At 36.7% G+C, this 19514-nt stretch carries 22 protein-coding genes; 6 read left to right on the top strand and 16 right to left on the bottom strand.

What is annotated here, in order from left to right; translation table 11 throughout:
• Positions 1–1397: 1397 nt before the first annotated feature.
• Genes KBP50_RS09145 through KBP50_RS09155 form a run of 3 tightly spaced genes read right to left on the bottom strand, consistent with a single transcriptional unit; the run spans position 1398 to position 4419 of the window.
• Positions 1398–1817 (bottom strand): CoA-binding protein, encoded by a 420-nt coding sequence (locus KBP50_RS09145; RefSeq protein WP_050352858.1) that lies wholly within the window; start codon positions 1815–1817, stop codon positions 1398–1400.
• An 18-nt stretch (positions 1818–1835) separates the two neighbouring features.
• Positions 1836–3359, bottom strand: a complete 1524-nt coding sequence (locus tag KBP50_RS09150; RefSeq protein ID WP_050352857.1) for an ABC transporter permease/substrate-binding protein — start codon at positions 3357–3359, stop codon at positions 1836–1838.
• On the bottom strand, positions 3352–4419 hold the full coding sequence (locus KBP50_RS09155; RefSeq protein ID WP_050352856.1) for an ABC transporter ATP-binding protein: 1068 nt from the start codon (positions 4417–4419) through the stop codon (positions 3352–3354). The genes KBP50_RS09150 and KBP50_RS09155 overlap by 8 nt, the downstream gene beginning before the upstream one ends.
• A gap of 336 nt (positions 4420–4755) precedes the next feature.
• Here KBP50_RS09155 and plsY point away from each other — a divergent pair, with 336 nt between their 5' ends.
• The 4 genes from plsY to KBP50_RS09175 all read left to right on the top strand — a co-directional run bounded on the left by plsY (position 4756) and on the right by KBP50_RS09175 (position 7362).
• Positions 4756–5337 (top strand): glycerol-3-phosphate 1-O-acyltransferase PlsY, encoded by a 582-nt coding sequence (plsY, locus tag KBP50_RS09160; protein WP_050352855.1) that lies wholly within the window; start codon positions 4756–4758, stop codon positions 5335–5337.
• A 535-nt stretch (positions 5338–5872) separates the two neighbouring features.
• Positions 5873–6805, top strand: a complete 933-nt coding sequence (folE2, locus tag KBP50_RS09165) for a GTP cyclohydrolase FolE2 (protein WP_050352854.1) — start codon at positions 5873–5875, stop codon at positions 6803–6805.
• Between the two features lie 17 nt (positions 6806–6822).
• Complete coding sequence (gene yidD, locus KBP50_RS09170; protein ID WP_050352853.1) at positions 6823–7047, top strand: membrane protein insertion efficiency factor YidD; 225 nt, start codon at positions 6823–6825, stop codon at positions 7045–7047.
• A 15-nt stretch (positions 7048–7062) separates the two neighbouring features.
• Entirely contained in the window at positions 7063–7362 is a 300-nt protein-coding gene (locus tag KBP50_RS09175) for a HesB/YadR/YfhF family protein (RefSeq protein WP_050352852.1), read from the top strand.
• A gap of 420 nt (positions 7363–7782) precedes the next feature.
• Here the strand turns inward: KBP50_RS09175 and KBP50_RS09180 are convergent, their stop codons facing one another.
• The 7 genes from KBP50_RS09180 to KBP50_RS09210 form a co-directional block, all read right to left on the bottom strand.
• On the bottom strand, positions 7783–8082 hold the full coding sequence (locus tag KBP50_RS09180) for a hypothetical protein (protein ID WP_050352851.1): 300 nt from the start codon (positions 8080–8082) through the stop codon (positions 7783–7785).
• On the bottom strand, positions 8066–8509 hold the full coding sequence (locus KBP50_RS09185; RefSeq protein WP_076361892.1) for an acyl-CoA thioesterase: 444 nt from the start codon (positions 8507–8509) through the stop codon (positions 8066–8068). Before KBP50_RS09185 ends, KBP50_RS09180 begins: the two co-directional genes overlap by 17 nt.
• A gap of 146 nt (positions 8510–8655) precedes the next feature.
• Positions 8656–8880, bottom strand: coding sequence for a small acid-soluble spore protein Tlp (gene tlp, locus KBP50_RS09190; protein WP_050352850.1), 225 nt, complete (start codon positions 8878–8880; stop codon positions 8656–8658).
• A gap of 162 nt (positions 8881–9042) precedes the next feature.
• A complete protein-coding gene (locus KBP50_RS09195) occupies positions 9043–9189 on the bottom strand; it encodes an FbpB family small basic protein (protein ID WP_072742313.1) in 147 nt (48 codons plus the stop codon).
• Positions 9190–9627: 438 nt separating this feature from the next.
• The gene (locus KBP50_RS09200; RefSeq protein ID WP_050352849.1) at positions 9628–10215 is read right to left on the bottom strand and encodes a redoxin domain-containing protein; all 588 of its coding nucleotides are present in this window, start codon (positions 10213–10215) and stop codon (positions 9628–9630) included.
• 330 nt (positions 10216–10545) lie between these two features.
• The gene (acnA, locus tag KBP50_RS09205) at positions 10546–13260 is read right to left on the bottom strand and encodes an aconitate hydratase AcnA (RefSeq protein WP_050352848.1); all 2715 of its coding nucleotides are present in this window, start codon (positions 13258–13260) and stop codon (positions 10546–10548) included.
• Between the two features lie 263 nt (positions 13261–13523).
• Entirely contained in the window at positions 13524–14639 is a 1116-nt protein-coding gene (locus KBP50_RS09210; RefSeq protein ID WP_050352847.1) for an ATP-binding protein, read from the bottom strand.
• 243 nt (positions 14640–14882) lie between these two features.
• On the opposite strand from KBP50_RS09210, the gene KBP50_RS09215 reads away from it, so the two are divergent.
• Positions 14883–15356, top strand: coding sequence for a DUF2621 domain-containing protein (locus KBP50_RS09215; protein ID WP_050352846.1), 474 nt, complete (start codon positions 14883–14885; stop codon positions 15354–15356).
• A 402-nt stretch (positions 15357–15758) separates the two neighbouring features.
• Positions 15759–16106, top strand: a complete 348-nt coding sequence (locus KBP50_RS09220; RefSeq protein ID WP_050352845.1) for a hypothetical protein — start codon at positions 15759–15761, stop codon at positions 16104–16106.
• 104 nt (positions 16107–16210) lie between these two features.
• Here the strand turns inward: KBP50_RS09220 and KBP50_RS09225 are convergent, their stop codons facing one another.
• From KBP50_RS09225 to sirA, 6 genes are all read right to left on the bottom strand, one after another.
• Positions 16211–16702, bottom strand: a complete 492-nt coding sequence (locus tag KBP50_RS09225) for a CcdC family protein (protein WP_050353538.1) — start codon at positions 16700–16702, stop codon at positions 16211–16213.
• Positions 16703–16862: 160 nt separating this feature from the next.
• Positions 16863–17231 carry a response regulator gene (locus tag KBP50_RS09230; RefSeq protein ID WP_050352844.1) on the bottom strand — a complete coding sequence of 123 codons (369 nt, stop codon included), beginning with the start codon at positions 17229–17231 and terminating at the stop codon, positions 16863–16865.
• A gap of 15 nt (positions 17232–17246) precedes the next feature.
• Positions 17247–17675 carry a Na(+)/H(+) antiporter subunit B gene (locus tag KBP50_RS09235; protein ID WP_050352843.1) on the bottom strand — a complete coding sequence of 143 codons (429 nt, stop codon included), beginning with the start codon at positions 17673–17675 and terminating at the stop codon, positions 17247–17249.
• Positions 17676–17738: 63 nt separating this feature from the next.
• Complete coding sequence (locus tag KBP50_RS09240; protein WP_050352842.1) at positions 17739–18443, bottom strand: cytochrome c biogenesis CcdA family protein; 705 nt, start codon at positions 18441–18443, stop codon at positions 17739–17741.
• 342 nt (positions 18444–18785) lie between these two features.
• Positions 18786–19007 (bottom strand): YneF family protein, encoded by a 222-nt coding sequence (locus KBP50_RS09245; protein ID WP_050352841.1) that lies wholly within the window; start codon positions 19005–19007, stop codon positions 18786–18788.
• A 51-nt stretch (positions 19008–19058) separates the two neighbouring features.
• Positions 19059–19511 (bottom strand): sporulation inhibitor of replication protein SirA, encoded by a 453-nt coding sequence (sirA, locus tag KBP50_RS09250; protein ID WP_050352840.1) that lies wholly within the window; start codon positions 19509–19511, stop codon positions 19059–19061.
• Positions 19512–19514 lie beyond the last annotated feature (3 nt).

A 19514-nucleotide genomic window follows, 5' to 3' on the forward strand; every position in this document is an offset into this window, starting at 1 on the left:
GATTGAAGAGCTACATACGGAATTAAATAAAAAGCTTTCTGCTGTGGGAAAATTTCTTTACAAGATAAGAAACCACCATGGCTCGCCTAGAGCGCGAGCCACCATCTATCATGAAAAAACTTTTGCTTTATAATGTTTAGATTCTTAAAATACCGCCTAAAATAAATGAGTTAGATAAGTTAAATAGAGTTGTTTTTTCATACAAAAGTATAAAATGAGGTGCTTGTGGATAACGAATTAACCGAATAGCCACGTCCGGCGCATGAGCCCAGCAACGATGCGACTTTAGAAATGCGCCCTCCGATAAGGCCTCATCGGTTCGTCCCTAAAAGGAAGGCCGACTAAAAACGGGCTTGCCGCCCAGACGTCGGCATATACCCCTGTTTTAGTGGCATGATTCCTAAATCTTTAGTTGATTCGTTCCAATTCGCTACGTTGCTAAACGGGCGCTTGGCCTTTGTTCTACCTCACCCAAAAACAAACGACCCTTATTTCAAGCATCATATTCTTCCTGTTTTAACCATCATTACTAAATATACTATAGAGACAAGTCGCTTGTTTTGCAAGAATGATTTCCGTGCAGAGGCTGTCAAATATATACGGGAGTTACTTTCAACGTTTCATTTTCTATGATATAGCAATCATTTTAAAAAAGATTTTATCCTGTATATCAGGTGCTGTAAGACTCCCCGCTTCATGAGTTGGATAATCTTGTACACAACAAGTCGAAGTGGAAGATAACAGCATCTAAATGCTCTCTATTTCGTAAGAGGCCTTTAGGTTAACCATTACGGTACTAACAAGCCGTGGGGATGAATGAAAACCCCCACTTATTGAGGGTATACTTTATTAAGAGTTATCGCTTCTGAATCCGTAGGTGATATACATTTCACTTTCGGCGTCAACCGCCTCAACTCTTTCGAAAGCAACAGCGGTTTCCTGCGGGATTTTCGGAACTTGCTTTTCTCGCAGAAGTCTTTGTGTATATTACGTGCTTTTTGCCAATACTAGCTCCTTCCCGCCCCAACCAGAATCCACGTTAGTGAATGTGTTAAAATTCTACAAGTCTTGATAAAATCTTCATATACGTCTTTCCTTGATCTACGTTTGCTAATTCCTATCATATGCCCCTTAATAACTCCCAATCGATTGATTTGTTCTTTTTGTCAGTGAGAATAGGAATGCAGTAAATAGGATCTAAACAATAAAAGTAATGGGTGTTACTTGGTAATAAGGAGGTTTTTTTAATCAAAATGTATACAGCTATTTTGCCATCACAAAGGATACGACGATGGTTATCATCAATGAAGATGTTGTTGCGACATAAAAAAGTACGTTAGCAGTTAATCATCCAGCATGAGAAAAGGTGACGTATTACTGTCACCCTCATACTTGTCCTATTTTTTCACCAATACAGCATGGACCACTTTGATACACAAATCCATTATAACGGTAAAATCACGCTGTTTTAAATAGTGATATGCTTCTTCATTAATAATACCTTGTTGAGCCCAAAAAATTTTACAGTTTGTTTGGGCAGCTTCCTCGGCAATTTCTGGTAAGAATTCCGCCCTTCGAAAGACATTAATAATATCAATCGGGTCTGGCACTTCTGTTAACGAAGCATATGCCTTTTCTCCCAGGACTTCCTCTACTGTTGGGTTGACAGGAATGATTCGGTAACCCTCTTGTTGCATAATTTTTGCAATTTGATAAGACGTTCGTTCTGGATTATTTGATAATCCTACGACTGCAATCGTTTTGGAAGAAGTTAAAATTTGTTTCAGCTCTTCGTTCGTTGGATTTTCCCAAGCCATGTATGACCCTCCTTATTGTTATTCAAGCAACCCTTGTTCCATTAGAAACTCTCTTGCTACCTTTTCTGGAGATTGATCCTCATAATCTACAAGATAATTCATTTTCCTCATTTGCTCATCCGTTATTTTTCCACCAAGCTGGTTCAATATCCCTTCTAGCTCAGGATATGCTTCCAGTGTTTCATTGCGCAATAGTGGCGCACCTTGATATGGTGGAAATAAATTCTTTGTATCTTCTAAAGCGACTAAATCAAGCTCTTCCATATAACTATCTGTTGCGTATGCGTCAATCACATCCACTTCCCCTGATGCAAGGGCTTTTTGTCTAAGTCCAGGATCCATCGTATTTACATTCGAAATATTCAAGTCATATACGTCCTGCATTCCAACATAACCATCGTATCTATCCTTGAATTCTAATGTAAACCCTGCTGTCAGCTGTTCTTCCACTTGGTTTAAATCCCCAACCGTTTTCAAGTTATACCGTTCAGCCATTTCTTTGGTCGTTGCTACAGTGTACGTATTATTATAGTCCATTGGCGTTAAATATGCCATATCAAACTGTTTTTTCATTCCCTCTTTTGCTTGTTGATACACCTCACGTTCCTTTTGGCTAATTGCATTTTCTTCTAGATGGGTAACAATAGCGGTTCCACTAAATTCCGGATAAATATCAATGTTTCCTTGTTCTAATGCATTGAATACAAATGCTGTTTTTCCTAAGTTCGGCTTTAATTGAACATTTAAATCCGTTTCTGCTTCAATTAATTGCTTATACATATTCATTAAAATAGCCGGCTCGGAGCCTAATTTTCCTCCAATAACGATATCTTCTTGCTTATCTGATTGAATGATAAACGGTGTTACAACAATGAGTACAGCAATAAGCAACATTGCTAACAAGGATTTAACGCCAGCTTTTTTGGAAATACGTTCGAACCCTCGTAAAATAACATCTAAAACGATGGCGAGCAAAGCGGCAGGTATAGCTCCTAATAAAATAAGATTAACATCAGCACCACGGTCTAACCCTAATAAAATGATTTCACCTAAACCACCTGCACCAATTAAAGCTGCTAATGTCGTTGTACCAACTATCAATACCATAGACGTTCGAACACCCGCCATCATCACGGGCATCGCAATTGGTAATTCGACCTTTATTAACCGTTTCAATGAATTCATGCCCATTCCCGTTGCTGCTTCAATATAAGCTTGGTCAACCTCCTTAATTCCTGTATAGCTATTTCGCAAAATCGGTAATAATCCATAAGCAGTTAAAGCAATAACAGCTGGTAAAGTTCCAATACCAAAAAAAGGGATCAGAAAGGCCAATACCGCCAGACTTGGAATCGTTTGTAATACAGCAGTAAGACCGATGATTGGTTCAGCTACCCTTGGGTATCTCGTTAAGGTCAGTCCTAAAGGAACAGCAATTACAATTGCAATAATTAATGAAATAAGCGATATTTGTAAATGCTCCCAAATGGTTTCAGCGAGCATTCCTTGTCGATTTTGAAATACCGTTATAAAATCATTCATTGTCTAAGCCTCCTGTTAAATGAGACTTAGTCTTTAAATATATAATTATGTCGCGATAGTGGATGACACCGACAAGTCTGTCATCTTTTAATACAGGAAAGAATTCCTGTCCTTTTCCTTCTGTAACTTCAACCACCTCAGCTAAAGGAAGGTCATGTCGTAGATAGATTCCTTCCGTTATCGTACCGTTCGTTGCTATTCCAACATAGTTGTTATACTCATCCTGTATGATATACACTTGGTCAGAATAATAGTCCCCTTGTTCAAAGGCATCTTGTTGTAAAACGTAGCTCTGTGCCGAAACAGTAATAGCTTCAACAGGTGTTTCCCAAGGAGACTTATCTTTCCCAATGAATTCTTTTACGAATGAGGTTTCTGGATAACGCGCAAGGTTTTCCGGAGTGTCCAATTGAACAATTTCTCCGTCATTCATTAAGCATACACGATCACCTAATGCCAACGCTTCTTTTATATCATGGGTGACAAATAGAATGGTCTTTTTCACTTCTTGTTGCAATGCTTGAATATCTGCTTGTAATTGCTGTCTGCTTATCGGATCTAATGCGCTAAATGGTTCGTCCATTAAAATAATATCTGGGTCCCCTGCCAAAGCCCGAATCACTCCAATACGCTGTTGCTGTCCCCCTGAAAGCTCTCTTGGCAGCTTTTTCTTATATGTAGCTGGATCGAGTCCAACCATTTCTAATAAATCAGCTGTCCGCTTACGAATTTTTTGTCGCTTCCATTTTTTCAATTCAGGGACAACAGCAATATTTTCTTCTATGGTCATGTGTGGAAATAACGCAATTTCCTGAAGCACATAACCAATATTCCATCGCAATTGATCAACAGGGAAAGCAGTAATATTTTCCCCTTTTATGTATATGTCACCCGATGTCGGTTCCATGAGACGATTGACCATTTTTATCGTAGTTGTTTTACCGCAACCGCTTGGTCCGATTAAAGTAACAAATTCCCCTTTTTGAACGCAAAAAGAAATATCTTTTACAGCTTCTGTTCCATCTTGATATGTTTTATGAACTCGGTTAAATTCAATCATAACAGGCCTCCTTGTTTGATCCCTAAAACGGTTTGTATTTTTCTCCTAAGATATTTTTTAGCTATTTATGAACGTTTATGATATACCCTTTATAAGTCTCTAACAAACATAACACTGATTTATAGGTTCTTAAATTACAAACTTCATGCTAAAATAAAGAACAGCATCCTTTTTATTTTGTAGTGCAAGTGCAATGAATATCGATGATGGCAATTCTTTTAGGCAATAGAAAAACAGCAGCCTTAAAATCAATTATTGCTTCGCTCGGTTCACTAAAGTTTTGATATTATTTTTGTAGAAATACATATCTCATTATGTGGAAAGTAGGGAAAAAGTATGGAATATATTGTATTTGCCCTTATAGCCTATTTACTCGGATCAATTCCATCAGCCCTTATTGTTGGTAAGGTTGGCTATAATAAAGATGTACGCCAGCATGGCAGCGGTAATCTTGGAGCAACGAATACCTTTCGTGTGTTAGGTATAAAAGCTGGAATCATGGTTACTTTAGCAGATATTTTAAAAGGTACTCTTGCAACGCTTATTCCATTATTATTTGATGCAGATGTTCATCGTCTTGTTATCGGGTTATTCGCTGTTGTAGGCCACACTTATCCAATTTTTGCCAGGATGAAAGGTGGAAAGGCAGTGGCGACTTCAGGAGGAATCATTCTTGGCATTAATCCATTATTGTTTATTTTGATGATATCGACATTCATTATTAGTTTGTATATTTCTAAATATGTCTCGCTCTCATCCATGATAACTGGTATCGTCACTGTCATTCTTTCGTTTATATTTCAAGATACAGGGCTCATTATTATTACCTCTTTACTAACGGTTTTTGTGATCTATAGACACCGGGAAAATTTGAAACGAATAAAAAACAAAACAGAGCCCAAAATAACTTGGATGTAATTGTGGTATTTGTAGTTTAAGTCAAAAGTTGGGACATAATCAAACGATAATGCCACTAATTTAGCTTCGGAACTACACGTAGAAAATAAAAGTGTGAAAAAGTATCGGTAAGTCTAGACACTGTGTTAGCGAGGACGCTCACCAGTCGCCCTCCCTAAGGGAAAGCGAAATAGATTACCGTATGGAGTTATTTATTTTTCTTAATGGGTCGCTGATATAGCTCTCCTTTTCCCGCTACAATGCCGGTTTACATTTAAAAAACCGAATGAATCGAGGATGTAGATGCCGTTGCCTTTCACTTAGACATTTTCTATCCGCAGGCTCAAAAAGCGGTGGCTTACGGCATTTACATTCTGGATAAAAACGCGTTTGTTCCATCCTCGTTGTAGATCTTTTGCTGACATGGAATATAGGAGCTATGATAACCCCGCCTAGACTTTTCTCGATAACCATTAAAATTAGGGTAAAACCTATAAATTGATTATCATTTCTTCGTAACGTATACTTTAAAAGTATAGAGAAAGGGGGCAATATGATGGGTCATCAAACAAAAGCTTTTCCGATTAAACAATTACCTTCGAAAGAAAAGCGCCATCAATTATTTGGTTCTGTAAAGCCAGCCCCGCGAACAAAACCTGTTGATAAAATGCATATGGCGGATTTACAGAATACCAAAAAAGATTTTTTATTTGATCTAGATGCGGTTGGGGTAACAAAGGTAAAAAACCCTATTATGATATATAGTTCAATAGCACCGTATACACAAACAAGTATCGGTGAATTCACGTTTACTTCCAGCTTAAAACAAACGAATAAAGGAACAAACATGAGTCGGTTCATGGAGCAATTGGCAAATTACCAAAAAAACGGTTTTTCTACTGAACTAGATGTTTTAAAAAAGTTTACCAAAGAAATTGCCAAGCGTGTGGAACAACAAGACGCAGCGTTAGAAGTGAACTTTCCTTGGTTTTTTGAAAGACAAGCCCCGGATACTGGTCTTACCGGTCTAAATCATGCTGATGCCGGTATTCGTATAGAATATCACGAATTAAAAGGCTTTTGTATTTATTTATCGTTATCGGCAGCTATTACAACGCTATGCCCTTGTTCTAAAGAAATAAGCGAATATAGTGCTCATAACCAGCGTGGAAATGTTATAATGGAAATAAGTGTTAGTGAAGATTATCAGGAGGCAGACCTTGATTGGAAAAAAGTATTGCTGGAAGCAGCAGAAAGCAATGCCAGTGCAAGATTACATCCTATTTTGAAACGAACGGATGAAAAAATGGTAACGGAGCAAGCGTATGAAAATCCACGTTTTGTTGAAGATATGGTTCGATTAATAGCTGCTGATTTATATGAGACTTCCTTTATTACAAAATTTAAAGTAACCTGCCAAAACGAGGAGTCCATCCATATGCATGATGCTATTGCTGCAGTAACTTATGATAAAACGAAAGAAGTGTAAAATAAAGAAGGGGTTCTATGAAGAATATCTTCATTGGTTTAATTAAATTTTATCGTGCTGCTATTAGCCCATTTAAACCACCCAGTTGCCGCTTTTATCCAACTTGCTCGGAATATGGGCTCGAAGCTTATAAGCGATTTGGCGCTTTGAAAGGCACGTATTTAACAATAAAACGGATTAGTAAATGCCATCCCTTTCATCCTGGCGGTATTGATCTGGTACCTGACAAGAATAAGAAATGAAAAGGAGCTGTCACCATGGACATACAAGTAAGTAAAGAAGCAGCGAAATGGTATAAAAATGAGTTGGATCTAGAAAAAAATGAGACATATATCCGTTTTTTCGTCAGATATGGAGGGTTTGGAGGAAATATTCCAGGGTTTTCTCTAGGTGTCAGTAAAGATGAACCAGTAGAAGTTCATGCTTCCAAAGAAGTAGAAAATATCACTTTCTATGTAGAAGAAAAAGATGCATGGTATTTTGAAGACAACGATTTAAAAATTAAGTTTAGCAGAAAAAAACAAGAACCAGAAATAGCTTATGAACAAAGGCGCTAGCGCCCGTTTAGCAACGTAGCGAATGGAACGAATCAACTAAAGATTTAGGAATCATGCCACTAAAAACAGGGGTATGCCGACGTCTAGCGGCAAGCCCGTTTTTAGTCGGCCTTCCTCTTTGCAACGAACCGATGATGCCTTATCGGAGGGCGCATTTCTAAAGTCGCATCGTTGCTGGGCTCATGCGCCGGACATGGCTATTCGGTTATTTGTTATCCACAAGTACCTCATTTTATAGCTTCCTATACAAGTAAAAAGAGCTTAGTTTTAAGCTCTTTTTACATTATCTTTCAGGCATATAAGACGGTGATTTAGTGAAGTAAGTAACATTCCAAGACTTATACCCGCATATAATTGGTAGTCTGCCGCGTTCTGTTCTTTACTCATCTGATGGATAAAAACCACTGTTGAAGATACACTTTATAATTGAAATCGTTCTATTTGCTGCCACTCGCCTTCTTGTTCCAATATGTATTTTTGTTTTTCTCCAAACAAATCAAAATGAGGAAGCCCATCCTTTTGATCAATCCATTCAGGTGGTAAGTCATAGTTTTTCCCCCAAAGAACTAATTTCTGAATGTCGATACAGCCTGCTTTCGTAACAGTATTACAATCCGGGAATCGATCATCCAACCAGAAATGCGTTAAAAAAGCGACTTCTCCTGCTTTGACCTTTTGTTTCCAGGCCGTCAATTCTTTACGGCTAATGCCGAATGCCACGTTCTTTCTCCCCTTCTAATTGATTCTTATAGGCTTGGTGCCAATCTGGAAAAGTCTTTTTTAATGATAAAGGACGAAAGGTCTCCTTATTGACGATAACATGCTCGGTTGTTCCACTAACAGCAATCTCTTCTTTCCCGTTTAGAATATGATAGCCATATACCGTGCGAATCCCATTATAAGCTTCCAACCATGTTACTACAGTTACTTGTTCACCATAACGAATTGGCTTTTTAAATTGGATTTGTGCGTTAGTAACAGGGGATACAATTTGGTGTGATTCCATTTCTGTATATTCCAAGCCAAGAGATTCAATAAATTTAGTTCTGCCAATTTCAAACCAGACTAAATAGTTTGCATGATATACTACCCCCATCTGATCGGTTTCTTGATAACGTACTTCAATTGGTGTTTTGATTTTTGGCAATGAAGGATTCCTCCTATATAAAACTATTTTCCTCTTTTTAGCTTAACATATTTTTGGAATTCCTTCCTCTTACAGCTTTTACAGACAATTAAAAGCGTATTAACCCTCTGCAATACAGTTCGTATCTAAGAGGGTTAACGAAAGCATTAGTGTTGATTTTCGTACTCATCTTTAATTTCTTGTCGCATACCTTCAATAGCTTGTTCTCTTCGCTTATTCTTTTCCTTGATAGCTTCTTTTTCTTCGCCTGAAGAAAATTGCATGGTTTCATGTGCTTTTTCAATGTTTTGGATCGTATCCTGCACCATTTCTTGTAATTTTTCGACATTATCACTGCGATCATCAGGCTTTGGTTGATATCGATCTGACATGGCAATAACTCCTTTCATTCATTTTGTATTGCGTTTCTAGTTTTCCAAGATGATAAAAATCTATACCATTTACTGTTCTTAAAAACAGCTGTTTCATGCATTTTTCCAATTGCAAAAAACAAGCGTAACCGTTCCATTTTCTACTTGCGGTTACGCTTCTCATTATGCATTTTTCCTTTGTATATGTTTCCTTTTTGCTTCTAGCTTTTCCTCTATCTTTTCCATCAGCCGTTTATCTGCTAAAATAGATTGCCGATTTTCTTGTACCAATTCATCAAATGTTCTGCCTTTTTTTAGAGAAATGGTCATCTCCTCCTTTTAAGAAGCAGGATACCCATTCCTTCATTATTCTATACGTTACTTTTGTATAGGATTTCGTAATTAATTGAAATAATAATTCAAAGCTAATTTATCAGCTTATTTTACCTACGAGGGACTAGGGAAAAAGAATTTTCATTCCGATGCAAGAGCCCGTAAAACTCACTTCAGGAGCCCGAGTAGATACAAAGAAGCCTAAATAAACGATAATGGCTAGGTAAGTTCCAGCTCCTGGTTCACTAAGAATATCGAGTACTTGGATGTTTTGTCCAACTGACCTCATTTCTGAACGTTGAAGCAGCATATATTATAAAAAGCTATCTGTCTGAACTAAAAAGTCAGCAGATAGCGCTAAGATGGATAAAACATTTCCTGCAAATTGTACAGTTGCTTCCTCTTGCTTTAAATTAGCTTAAATCATCCTACTTTTCACATGGATTTAACTGTTTCTTTCATAAAATCGTAATCCATTGGGCCAGGATGTATTTTAGTTATCTTTCCTTCTTGATTAATAAAATAAGTGGTAGGTACAGCAATAATCGTATATGCACTTCGGACTTTGGCTTTTTTATCCAAGGGAATTGGATACGTATATTGATACTTATCAATGTATTCAGCTACATTTGCTTCTTTATTTTCCGATTCTGTTAAGTTGACAGCTACAATCTCTACTTCTTCCTTAAAGTCGTCATTAAATTTTTGCATCTCAGGCATTTCCTCGCGACATGGCGGACACCACGTTGCCCAAAAATTTAAGATTACCTTTTTTCCTCTTAATTTGGAGAGTTGTAGTTTTTCTCCACGCAACGTATTTAACTCAAAATCTGGTGCGGTATCACCAATTTCATGAGTTTCTTGGACAGAAGAAATCATTCCTCCTTTGGCATCTGTATCACCTGTTACATTATACTCATTTGCTGTAGTTGATTCTGACTCTTTTCTTTGCTGAACGTAATTAAACAGTACTCCACCAGCTAATACGATAATAAGCAAAACACCTACTATTCTCTTAACCATAAAATATCCCCTTGCTCTTTCATGTTTGATCTGCTCCCTCTAGATCATTGTATTTCCTCTTATTGCTTGCTAACAGCTTTTTTCTTAGCGATCTTCTTTCATCGTAGATTAATTGTATAGCAAATGTAAAGTAAACAGTTATCCATGTTAGAAAATTGTCATGGATACAGCTTGGAAAAGATTAAATTATATAGGATTAACAGAAGTAAGAAAAGCTTAGCTTGGCCTATTCGGTTATTTCGTTATCCTCAAGCACCTCATTTTATACATTCTTTATCTTATAAAAAAGACCTCTGTCACAAATAAGACAGAGATCTTTTTTTGGCGTTTTTATATAACGCCTAGTTTATTACGTAACACCATTTGTAAGATACCGCCATGACGGTAATAATCAATTTCCACATCGCTGTCGAAACGGGCAACAGCTTCAAATTCTGTTTGTTTACCTGCTTCGTCAACTGCTGTTACTTTAACTAAATCATGCGGTTTTACTTCTTCGTTTACTTCGACATGATAGGTTTCTTTCCCAGTTAAACCAAGCTTATCGGCACTTTCGCCCTGCTTAAATTGTAACGGAAGAACTCCCATCATCACTAAGTTAGAACGGTGAATTCTCTCAAAGCTTTCAGCAATAACCGTCTTAATACCTAATAAATTGGTACCTTTTGCAGCCCAGTCACGTGAAGATCCCATCCCATAGTCTTTGCCTGCAATAACCATAAGACCGGTATCATCTTGCTGATACTTCATTGCAGCATCATAAATAGGCATTACTTCTTCCGTCGGCCAGTATGTTGTATATCCACCTTCTGTTCCTGGTGCAATTAAATTACGAATACGAATATTCGCAAACGTTCCACGCATCATAACTTCGTGATTTCCGCGACGAGAACCATAGGAGTTAAAGTTACGTGGCGACACACCTTTATCTTGTAAATACCTTCCCGCAGGCATATCTTTAGCAATCGCACCTGCTGGAGAAATATGGTCAGTTGTTACAGAGTCACCGAATTTTCCAATAACACGCAGATTCTGTAATGGTACGACCGAACCAGCTTCTTTTGATAAACCTTCAAAGAACGGAGGGTTTTGAATATACGTAGATTCGCTATCCCACTCAAATAGTGGCTCATCCGTTGTATCGATTTGATTCCAACGTTCATTAGAAGTAAATACGTCTTCATATTCTTTGCGGAAGATTTCTGGTTGAACCACTGTTTCTACTTGCTGTTTAATTTCTTCCATAGAAGGCCAGATATCATTCATATACACAGGATTACCATTTTTATCTGTACCTAAAGCATCTTTTGTCAAATCAATATCGACGGTCCCTGCAAGCGCATAAGCGACAACTAAAGGCGGTGAAGCTAAATAGTTGGCTTTAACTAATGGATGTATACGTCCTTCAAAGTTACGGTTTCCAGAAAGCACAGAAGCTACTGTCAAATCATGATCGATAATGGCCTGCTCAATTTCTTCACGTAAAGGTCCTGAGTTACCAATACAAGTGGTACATCCGTAACCAACTAGATTAAAGCCTAGTTTGTCAAGATATGGCGTCAGGCCAGCGTCTTCCAAATAACGAGTAACAACTTTTGAACCAGGTGCAAGGGATGTTTTTACGTAATCTGGCACTTCTAAACCTTTTTCGACTGCATTTTTCGCAAGTAGCCCTGCTCCTAGCATAACGTAAGGGTTTGACGTATTGGTACAAGATGTAATTGCAGCAATCGCAAGCGCTCCCGTTTTCATGACAGAAGTATTCCCATTCGGATGCTCAATAACAGCTTCTTTGTTGAATTCTGACTTATCCAGCCCAAACCCTTGATTTCCAGCTGGTGCTGTAATTGCTTTATTAAATTCCTTCTTCATATTAGATAGTGCAATTAAATCTTGTGGGCGCTTTGGTCCTGACAAGTTTGGTTCAAGTTCGGACAAATTAATTTCTACGACCTCTGTATACTTTGGATCTTCTTGATCCGGTGAATACCATAGATTATTTAATTTGCAATATTTTTCAACAAGATCGATTTGCTCTTGCGATCTGCCTGTAAGCTTTAAATAACTTAGTGATTCTTTGTCAACAGGGAAGAACCCACAAGTAGCACCATATTCCGGTGCCATATTAGAAATGGTTGCTCGGTCTGCAAGCGGCATATCTTTTAATCCTGGACCAAAATATTCGACAAATTTACCTACTACATTTTTTTCACGCAGTACTTGCGTTACTTTTAGTGCTAAGTCAGTTGCTGTTGTTCCATTCGGAAAACTGCCAGTAAATTTCACGCCAATTACATCAGGTGCAGGGAAGTAAGATGGTTGTCCAAGCATACCTGCTTCCGCTTCGATTCCTCCAACACCCCAGCCTAATACACCAAGTCCGTTAATCATGGTTGTGTGTGAATCCGTTCCCACTAATGTGTCTGGAAATGCATCATATTCTCCATCTTCGTTTTCTAAACCGTGAACAACATTTGCTATATATTCCAAGTTTACCTGGTGAACAATTCCGGTTGCTGGTGGAACTGCGCGATAATTATTAAATGCCTTTTGTGCCCAGTTTAAAAATTCATAACGTTCCGCATTTCGTTCAAACTCTAATTCCATATTTGCCTTTAAGGCATTTGGTGTCCCATATTGATCCACCTGCACAGAGTGGTCAATTACCAAGTCCACTGGTACTTCAGGATTAATTTCGTCTGGTTTTCCTCCCATATCTACCATTGCTTTTCTTAAAGAAGCAAGGTCAACAACTGCTGGAACCCCTGTGAAGTCTTGTAAAATAACACGGGAAGGTTTGAATGGAACATCCACTCCCTTGCCTTCTTTCGTTCCCCATTTTGCTAATCTCTCTACATGCTCATCCTTAATTTGATGACCGTCATGCTGACGAACCAGCGATTCCAAAAGTACACGGATTGAAAATGGTAGCCGGGATATATTGCCTAATCCGGTTTCTTCTAAAGCTTTTAATTCATAGTAATTGTACGTTTTCCCATTAAGTTCAAATTGTTTTTTCGTATTCACAAAATTGCTCTTCCCCATGTGTGTACCCCTCTCTTCATGCTCACCGTATTAAAAAACACGGCATTTGTTATTACTTTAACAGTATAAAACCTCTCACTGTCTCTATCTTATAAGAAAATTCATGATAAAACAAACCATTCACCCCTACAACGGTTATAGTAAAAAGTTATGCGAAGTGATAAGAAATACTTATACAAAAAAATATTATTGCAATGAGCCATTTATACGCATAACGAATTCACCAAACAATAGGCTCTGGCACTTTTTTATTTTCATGAAAACTAAGCTGGAACTGGAAAGATAATCCGAAACGTGCTACCGATCTGTTCATTTGCCTTCATCTCTAAAAAGGCTTGATGTCTTTCTAAGATTTGTTTTGTTATCATAAGGCCTAGGCCTGTACCGCTCTGCTTAGTAGTGAAAAATGGTTCTCCTAATTTATGTATTATATCTTGAGGTATTCCAGGTCCTTCATCGATGATGCTAACATCTATATGAGAATCGGAAGAGCTGGTAAAAATACGAATGGTTCCTCCTTGGTCCATCGCTTCAATTGCATTTTTAATTAAGTTAATTAATACTTGTTTAATTTGAGAACGATCACAATAAATTTTTTCTTTTCCTGATCCATTATATTCAATATGAATACTTTTCATTTTTGCTTGCGGTCTTAGTAGTACAATGACATCATGTATCATGGATTCAATCGATTCCAGTTGTTTGGTTTCTGTTAACGGCTTGGAAATAAATAGTAACTCTGATGTAATAGTCTCCATCTTTTCTATTTCTTCAATCATAATATTGTAATATTCTTCTTTTCTCACACCAGCCTGAAGTAACTGCAAGAAACCTTTTAAAGATGTTAAGGGGTTCCGAATCTCATGAGCAATACCTGCAGCCAGTTGACCAGCTACGGACATTTTTTCTGACTGAATCATGATTTCTTCTACTTCTTTTTTATCTCGTATATCTGCAACAATGGAAATATAAAAAGTTCTACCTGTTTTACTATCTTTGAGCTTCGTTAAAGTACAAGAAGACCAAATAGACTTTCCATCACTATTGATTACATTCAATTGGTAAAAGAGTTTCATTAATGGATCAGGATTACAACTTTCCTTTATATAATCGATATCTTCTGAAGAAATAACTTTATACCATGGCTTTCCAATTAACTGTGATGGTTGATAACCAAGGATACGCTCGACAGATTTAGAAATATAAATAAACAAACCGTCTTCATCTATAACAGAAATAATATCATGGCAGTTCTCTTCTATCCATGTAAGCATAGATGCTGGCAGTGAAGATAATTGTAAATTTTTCCTTTGTTCTTGTTGCATTTCAGCTAAATGGATAGATTTATCTGTATTTCCTGTCTCTTTTTCGTACCTCATCATATTTCCCCCTCGTTTTGCAAATATCAACAAATCCTTTCTTTATACAGATATATGTGCTCGCCTCTGATAGTATGACGCTTGTTTGAAAATATTTTTCATCTTATAATGAAGTTAACTGCGCCTTAAACATCCAATTATTAGTAATCTTACTATAAGTACATGAAAAAATAAATTAAATAGTTAAATATTTTGTCAAATTATTACGAAATTTTGGTAAAAAGGGGAGAAAAAGGTGATATTATGTCGGTTCTTGTTAATTACTTAATTATTTTTTGGGGTTTTTTTATGATTGCTATTATGGCTATTGGTGGATACTTCATGTTTCGAAAATTTCTTAAGCGATTACCTAAGGAAGACGGGAAGTCTACTATGGACTGGGAAACCTATTATGTGAACGAAACGAAGCATATGTGGGGAGACGAAGAAAAAGAACTATTGGATGAGTTAGTATCCCCTGTTCCGGAGCTATTCCGTGATGTAGCAAAGCATAAGATAGTAGGTAAAATTGGCGAAGTCGCTTTAGCAAAAAACAAACAGAGGATTACTCGTGATATATTAATTGAAGGATATATTATTGCCACACCTAAACGTGACCACAAATTTTTACGGAAAAAATTAGCGCAAAAAAAGATTGATACGACTCCTTATGAGCACTTCTTTCAACAATCAAAAAATGATTATGATGCTGATTGGAAGCAAAAACATCAATCATAACAGAAACTCTTTATCTCTATAAAGTGAATCTTCCATCAGTGGTGGATTTCATTCATTCCCGACGGCTTGTTAGTACCATAAGGGTATGATGACCTAAAGGCCTCTCACGAAATAGGGTATTTAGGTGCTGCTATCTCCCGCTTAGACTTGTTGCAGTACAGATTATCCAACCCCTGAAGCGAAATTCTTACAGCACCTTATATACGGGATGAATTTTTTAACTCCGCAACTATCTGCTCTGTAAATAAATAGGATTTTAAGTCAAATGATGGGGTGAGACAGAAATAGCTCACTCCATTTTATCCCGTATTAAGCTAAGGTAGTAAAACAATTACAATCCACTTCAATTATAATAAGAAGACTAAGAAATTTGATGATTTCAAATTAAAGGTGGTTAACATCGTGGAACAAAAACTACTAAATATCTTTGAAAATTGGGAAGCGGAACTTGATCAAAATGAGTGGTATTTCAGAGAGTCTTTTGAAGAACTTACTGAGGGCCTTTCAGCGGAAGAAGCATTTAATGCTATACCAAAAATATGTTCAGTTATATTAAAACTTAATAATAGCTTTCTTATTGGAGAAACTATAGATTTTCTTCATGAAATATATAATGTAGCAGATACTACTGAAATACATTCTTTTCTCCATGAACATCTTGATGAAATTCAAAAACATATAAATCAATATAGTGATGATTTCGGTAAAAATGCATTTAATGGATTTAAAGAATTAATAAGACTATACTAATCACTTTTTTTATACTTTAGGCCTTCTAAGGAAGAGGGCCTGTTCTCATGTGCGCAATGCCTGGCGCACATACAGAAAGCGTTAGGCAAATAGTCTAACGCTTTTCACAAACTCGTATTTTTATTATAAGTGCTGTTTAATTGTTTCGCTAGCTGTAAATATTTATAAAGCATGGCTAATCGCCAAGTAAGTATCATCCCAAACGCCAACAGAAAGAACATGCCACTTGTTTCTCCTAGAGATATATGACTTCCTATGACAAGCTTAATGACGATACGGAATAGTAATAATCCAAACAATATAAAAGCAAATGCTTTTGACGGTATTAAATAGATCGCCTGATCCCTTATTTGAAACTTAGATGTCTTAATCAAAAAGATGGAGCATATTACGCCGACACTAAACGCTTCTATCACTTGATACCAGCTAATTTGGAACACAGGAAATAAAAACATAAAAGCTCCTGTACTCATAAAAAGTGGTGGTAAAATGATTTTTTTAACTGAAGCAGGTTTTTTTGCTGCTTTTAATCGAAGAAATATCATCGAAGTAGCCATAATAGCTGCCCCGACTGTACTTGCAATGAACCAAAACATTTGTAACCCACTTTCTCCCATCACCAAATTATCTGCTTATATGCGTTTAACAAGGAGGATTGAACAGCATAATAGGTCAAGCATTTCTAAATAGTTTGTTGGGTAACTCAATTATCATGAAACACTTGAATGTAACAAAATTACTCTTCATCGATCTTAACTAAAATTTTAAATGTAATACCCGATCAATGGCGTCATAAATACGATTTTCGTCAAACGGCTTTACAATGAAATCCTTAGCTCCTAGTTCAATCGCTTCAACAACCACCTTTTGCTGTCCCATTGCTGAACACATAATAACAGAAGCATTTGGATCAATATCGATAATTTTTTTCGTAGCATCAATACCGTTCATTACAGGCATCGTTATATCCATTGTTACAATATCTGGCTCTAATTCTTGATATAGTCGTACTGCTTCTTTACCGTTCTCAGCTTCTCCGACAATTTCATGATTTTTCTTTCTTAAGATTGTCGCGAGCGCGGTACGCAAAAATTTAGCATCATCGACCACAAGTATTTTGGCCATTCTTTTTCCCCCTTGTTACTCCGTATCATTAGCAATTGATAAAATAATCGTCATCATTACCCCGACTACAGTTAAGTATACTCCTAAATCAAATAGCATTGCGGTAGCTAATTCAATTTCGCCCAATATAGGGAATTTAAAATAACCATAGGTTTGTGATAGGAAAGGCTGTTGAAACAAAAATGAGCCCACACTTGTACCAATCGCAACCGCCAAACCAATTGGAATTAAATTCACAAAATTGATTGGTAGCACTTTCCTTACTACTTCTAACCCGTAAGCCATATTCATTAATAGGATAGCACCAGAAGTCATGAGTCCACCCACAAATCCACCACCTGGTGAATTATGTCCCGCCAATAATAAATACACTGCAAAACCTAACAAAATGAAGGCAATCAAAGATGCAGTGGTTCGTAATATAAGATCATTCGTTTTATACATGTGTATTGCCCCTTTAATAGCAGTTATAATATTTATTTTAATATAATATAGGGTAAAAATCCATTAGAAGCCATAAAAACCAAATAAACCTGCTAAATAAGACGTTAGAGCCGTCATCCAGTCGAAAAATAGTGCGATTCCCATAAAAATCATAATATAGCCACCAATTTTGACCAATTTTAAGCTATGTTTTTTAATCCACTTTAACTTACCTATAAAGAATGATAATACGAAGAAAGGTACTGAGAAGCCGAGAATATACCCTATCATCATAATCATTCCTGTATTTGGTTCCGTTGCAGCCAAGGATAATACGATGCCTAAAATCGGACCTGTACAAGGTGTCCAGCCTAATGAGAATGCTAACCCGATTATAAATGTACCAAAAAAGCCGACGGGGCGATTTTTAAAATTGATTTTCCGATCTTTCATTAAAAAATCAAAATTCAATACGCCAACAATAACCAAGCCAAAAAACACAATAACGACAGCACCGATTTGTCTAATGACATCTTGGTATATAAGCAAAAATTTAGATATACCAGAACTCAAAAACCCCAACATAATAAACACAGCAGAAAACCCGAGTAAGAAGAAAATCGTATGTAAAATGCTTTTGGCATTTAGCATTTTATTGTCTTCGGTTAATTCGCTTACACTCATCCCAGTAATGTACGATAAAAATGCAGGATATAGTGGTAGTACACAGGGAGATATAAAGGAAAGAAAGCCAGCTCCGAAAGCAATAAATACATTTATCTCAGACAATGGTATACCCCCTTTGTATTCAATGCTATTGTACCAAACAAGTCTAGTAAGTCTATGACCAATTTTGACAATAAAACGAAAACGCTTTACATGAGTCCAGATTATAAGAGCGTGATCAAAATGGTTCTAAGCTTAGCTGATAGGTAGAAACAGCATAATGCATCTATTTCCGTAAGTAGAAGTCTGAAAAACCGATAGACCGGAAATTTTGTACACTTATTTCATAGAACGTACTTTGCTACCAAATTTAATTACTTGCACCTATAGAATCACCCCTTACTATTTTGTAGTAAGGGGTGTTCACTTGCAAGCTATTAACCTTATTAATATATGCATAAGTGCCTATTTTCCAGACTGGTTGTTCATTGCACGCATCATTTGATTAATTTTCTTTTGGGATGGTTTTTGACCCATTTGCATCATTAAGGTACGTAGCATTTGCTCATTAATTGGTGGGTTCTTTTTCATATAGTTCATCATATATTTTCTCGCAAGAAAAAATCCAAGAGCAACACCAATAATTAACGCTGCCACAGCGATTAATACGACCCAGATTGTGTCCATGTATAGCTTTCCTCCTTCGTGTTGTCTCTTATACAGTATAGTAAATCCATGTTAGGAATACAATACTTCGTTTTGTTCTAATCGACTGTATTCCAAAAGGGGAGTTATCCATCCAAAATTTTTGATATTGTCACCAACAACAAAAAGCAAAGGATGGTAACTACGCAAGATAGGAAATAACAGTTCTTCTGCGCTTTCTAACGTTTTACAATGAAATTTTAATTGTTTTTCACTAATATGTAAAGAAATAAACGCCTTTCTATTATATAAGCTAACCTTATCCTTGTCTATATTTACAAATAAGTTTGTGGATTCGTGACGTTGGATGGATAACAAAATTTGATCATAACAAATACGATCTGTAATATATTCGAATTGTCTGCGCAAATCTGCACGATAAGGCAACGACTCAAATTCTCTTAAAAATCGATATAAGATACTGCTTTTATGAAAATAATACATGGCTACTTCTTCTGTTAAATGATAAATAGAATACGTGTACATAGG

The sequence above is a fragment of the Virgibacillus pantothenticus genome (assembly GCF_018075365.1).
Classification (GTDB): Bacteria; Bacillota; Bacilli; order Bacillales; family Amphibacillaceae; genus Virgibacillus; species Virgibacillus pantothenticus.

Bases quoted from the DNA above. Each gene is read 5' to 3' on its own strand.
- KBP50_RS09210 (WP_050352847.1), bottom strand. From the start codon at position 14,639: ATGAGGTACGAAAAAGAGACAGGAAATACAGATAAATCTATCCATTTA.
- KBP50_RS09195 (WP_072742313.1), bottom strand. From the start codon at position 9,189: ATGACCATTTCTCTAAAAAAAGGCAGAACATTTGATGAATTGGTACAA.
- KBP50_RS09230 (WP_050352844.1), bottom strand. From the start codon at position 17,231: ATGGCCAAAATACTTGTGGTCGATGATGCTAAATTTTTGCGTACCGCG.
- tlp (WP_050352850.1), bottom strand. From the start codon at position 8,880: ATGTCAGATCGATATCAACCAAAGCCTGATGATCGCAGTGATAATGTC.
- plsY (WP_050352855.1), top strand. From the start codon at position 4,756: ATGGAATATATTGTATTTGCCCTTATAGCCTATTTACTCGGATCAATT.
- KBP50_RS09150 (WP_050352857.1), bottom strand. From the start codon at position 3,359: ATGAATGATTTTATAACGGTATTTCAAAATCGACAAGGAATGCTCGCT.
- sirA (WP_050352840.1), bottom strand. From the start codon at position 19,511: ATGTACACGTATTCTATTTATCATTTAACAGAAGAAGTAGCCATGTAT.
- KBP50_RS09200 (WP_050352849.1), bottom strand. From the start codon at position 10,215: ATGGTTAAGAGAATAGTAGGTGTTTTGCTTATTATCGTATTAGCTGGT.
- KBP50_RS09225 (WP_050353538.1), bottom strand. From the start codon at position 16,702: ATGTTTTGGTTCATTGCAAGTACAGTCGGGGCAGCTATTATGGCTACT.
- acnA (WP_050352848.1), bottom strand. From the start codon at position 13,260: ATGGGGAAGAGCAATTTTGTGAATACGAAAAAACAATTTGAACTTAAT.
- KBP50_RS09175 (WP_050352852.1), top strand. From the start codon at position 7,063: ATGGACATACAAGTAAGTAAAGAAGCAGCGAAATGGTATAAAAATGAG.
- KBP50_RS09215 (WP_050352846.1), top strand. From the start codon at position 14,883: ATGTCGGTTCTTGTTAATTACTTAATTATTTTTTGGGGTTTTTTTATG.
- KBP50_RS09245 (WP_050352841.1), bottom strand. From the start codon at position 19,007: ATGGACACAATCTGGGTCGTATTAATCGCTGTGGCAGCGTTAATTATT.
- folE2 (WP_050352854.1), top strand. From the start codon at position 5,873: ATGGGTCATCAAACAAAAGCTTTTCCGATTAAACAATTACCTTCGAAA.
- KBP50_RS09145 (WP_050352858.1), bottom strand. From the start codon at position 1,817: ATGGCTTGGGAAAATCCAACGAACGAAGAGCTGAAACAAATTTTAACT.
- KBP50_RS09235 (WP_050352843.1), bottom strand. From the start codon at position 17,675: ATGTATAAAACGAATGATCTTATATTACGAACCACTGCATCTTTGATT.
- KBP50_RS09155 (WP_050352856.1), bottom strand. From the start codon at position 4,419: ATGATTGAATTTAACCGAGTTCATAAAACATATCAAGATGGAACAGAA.
- yidD (WP_050352853.1), top strand. From the start codon at position 6,823: ATGAAGAATATCTTCATTGGTTTAATTAAATTTTATCGTGCTGCTATT.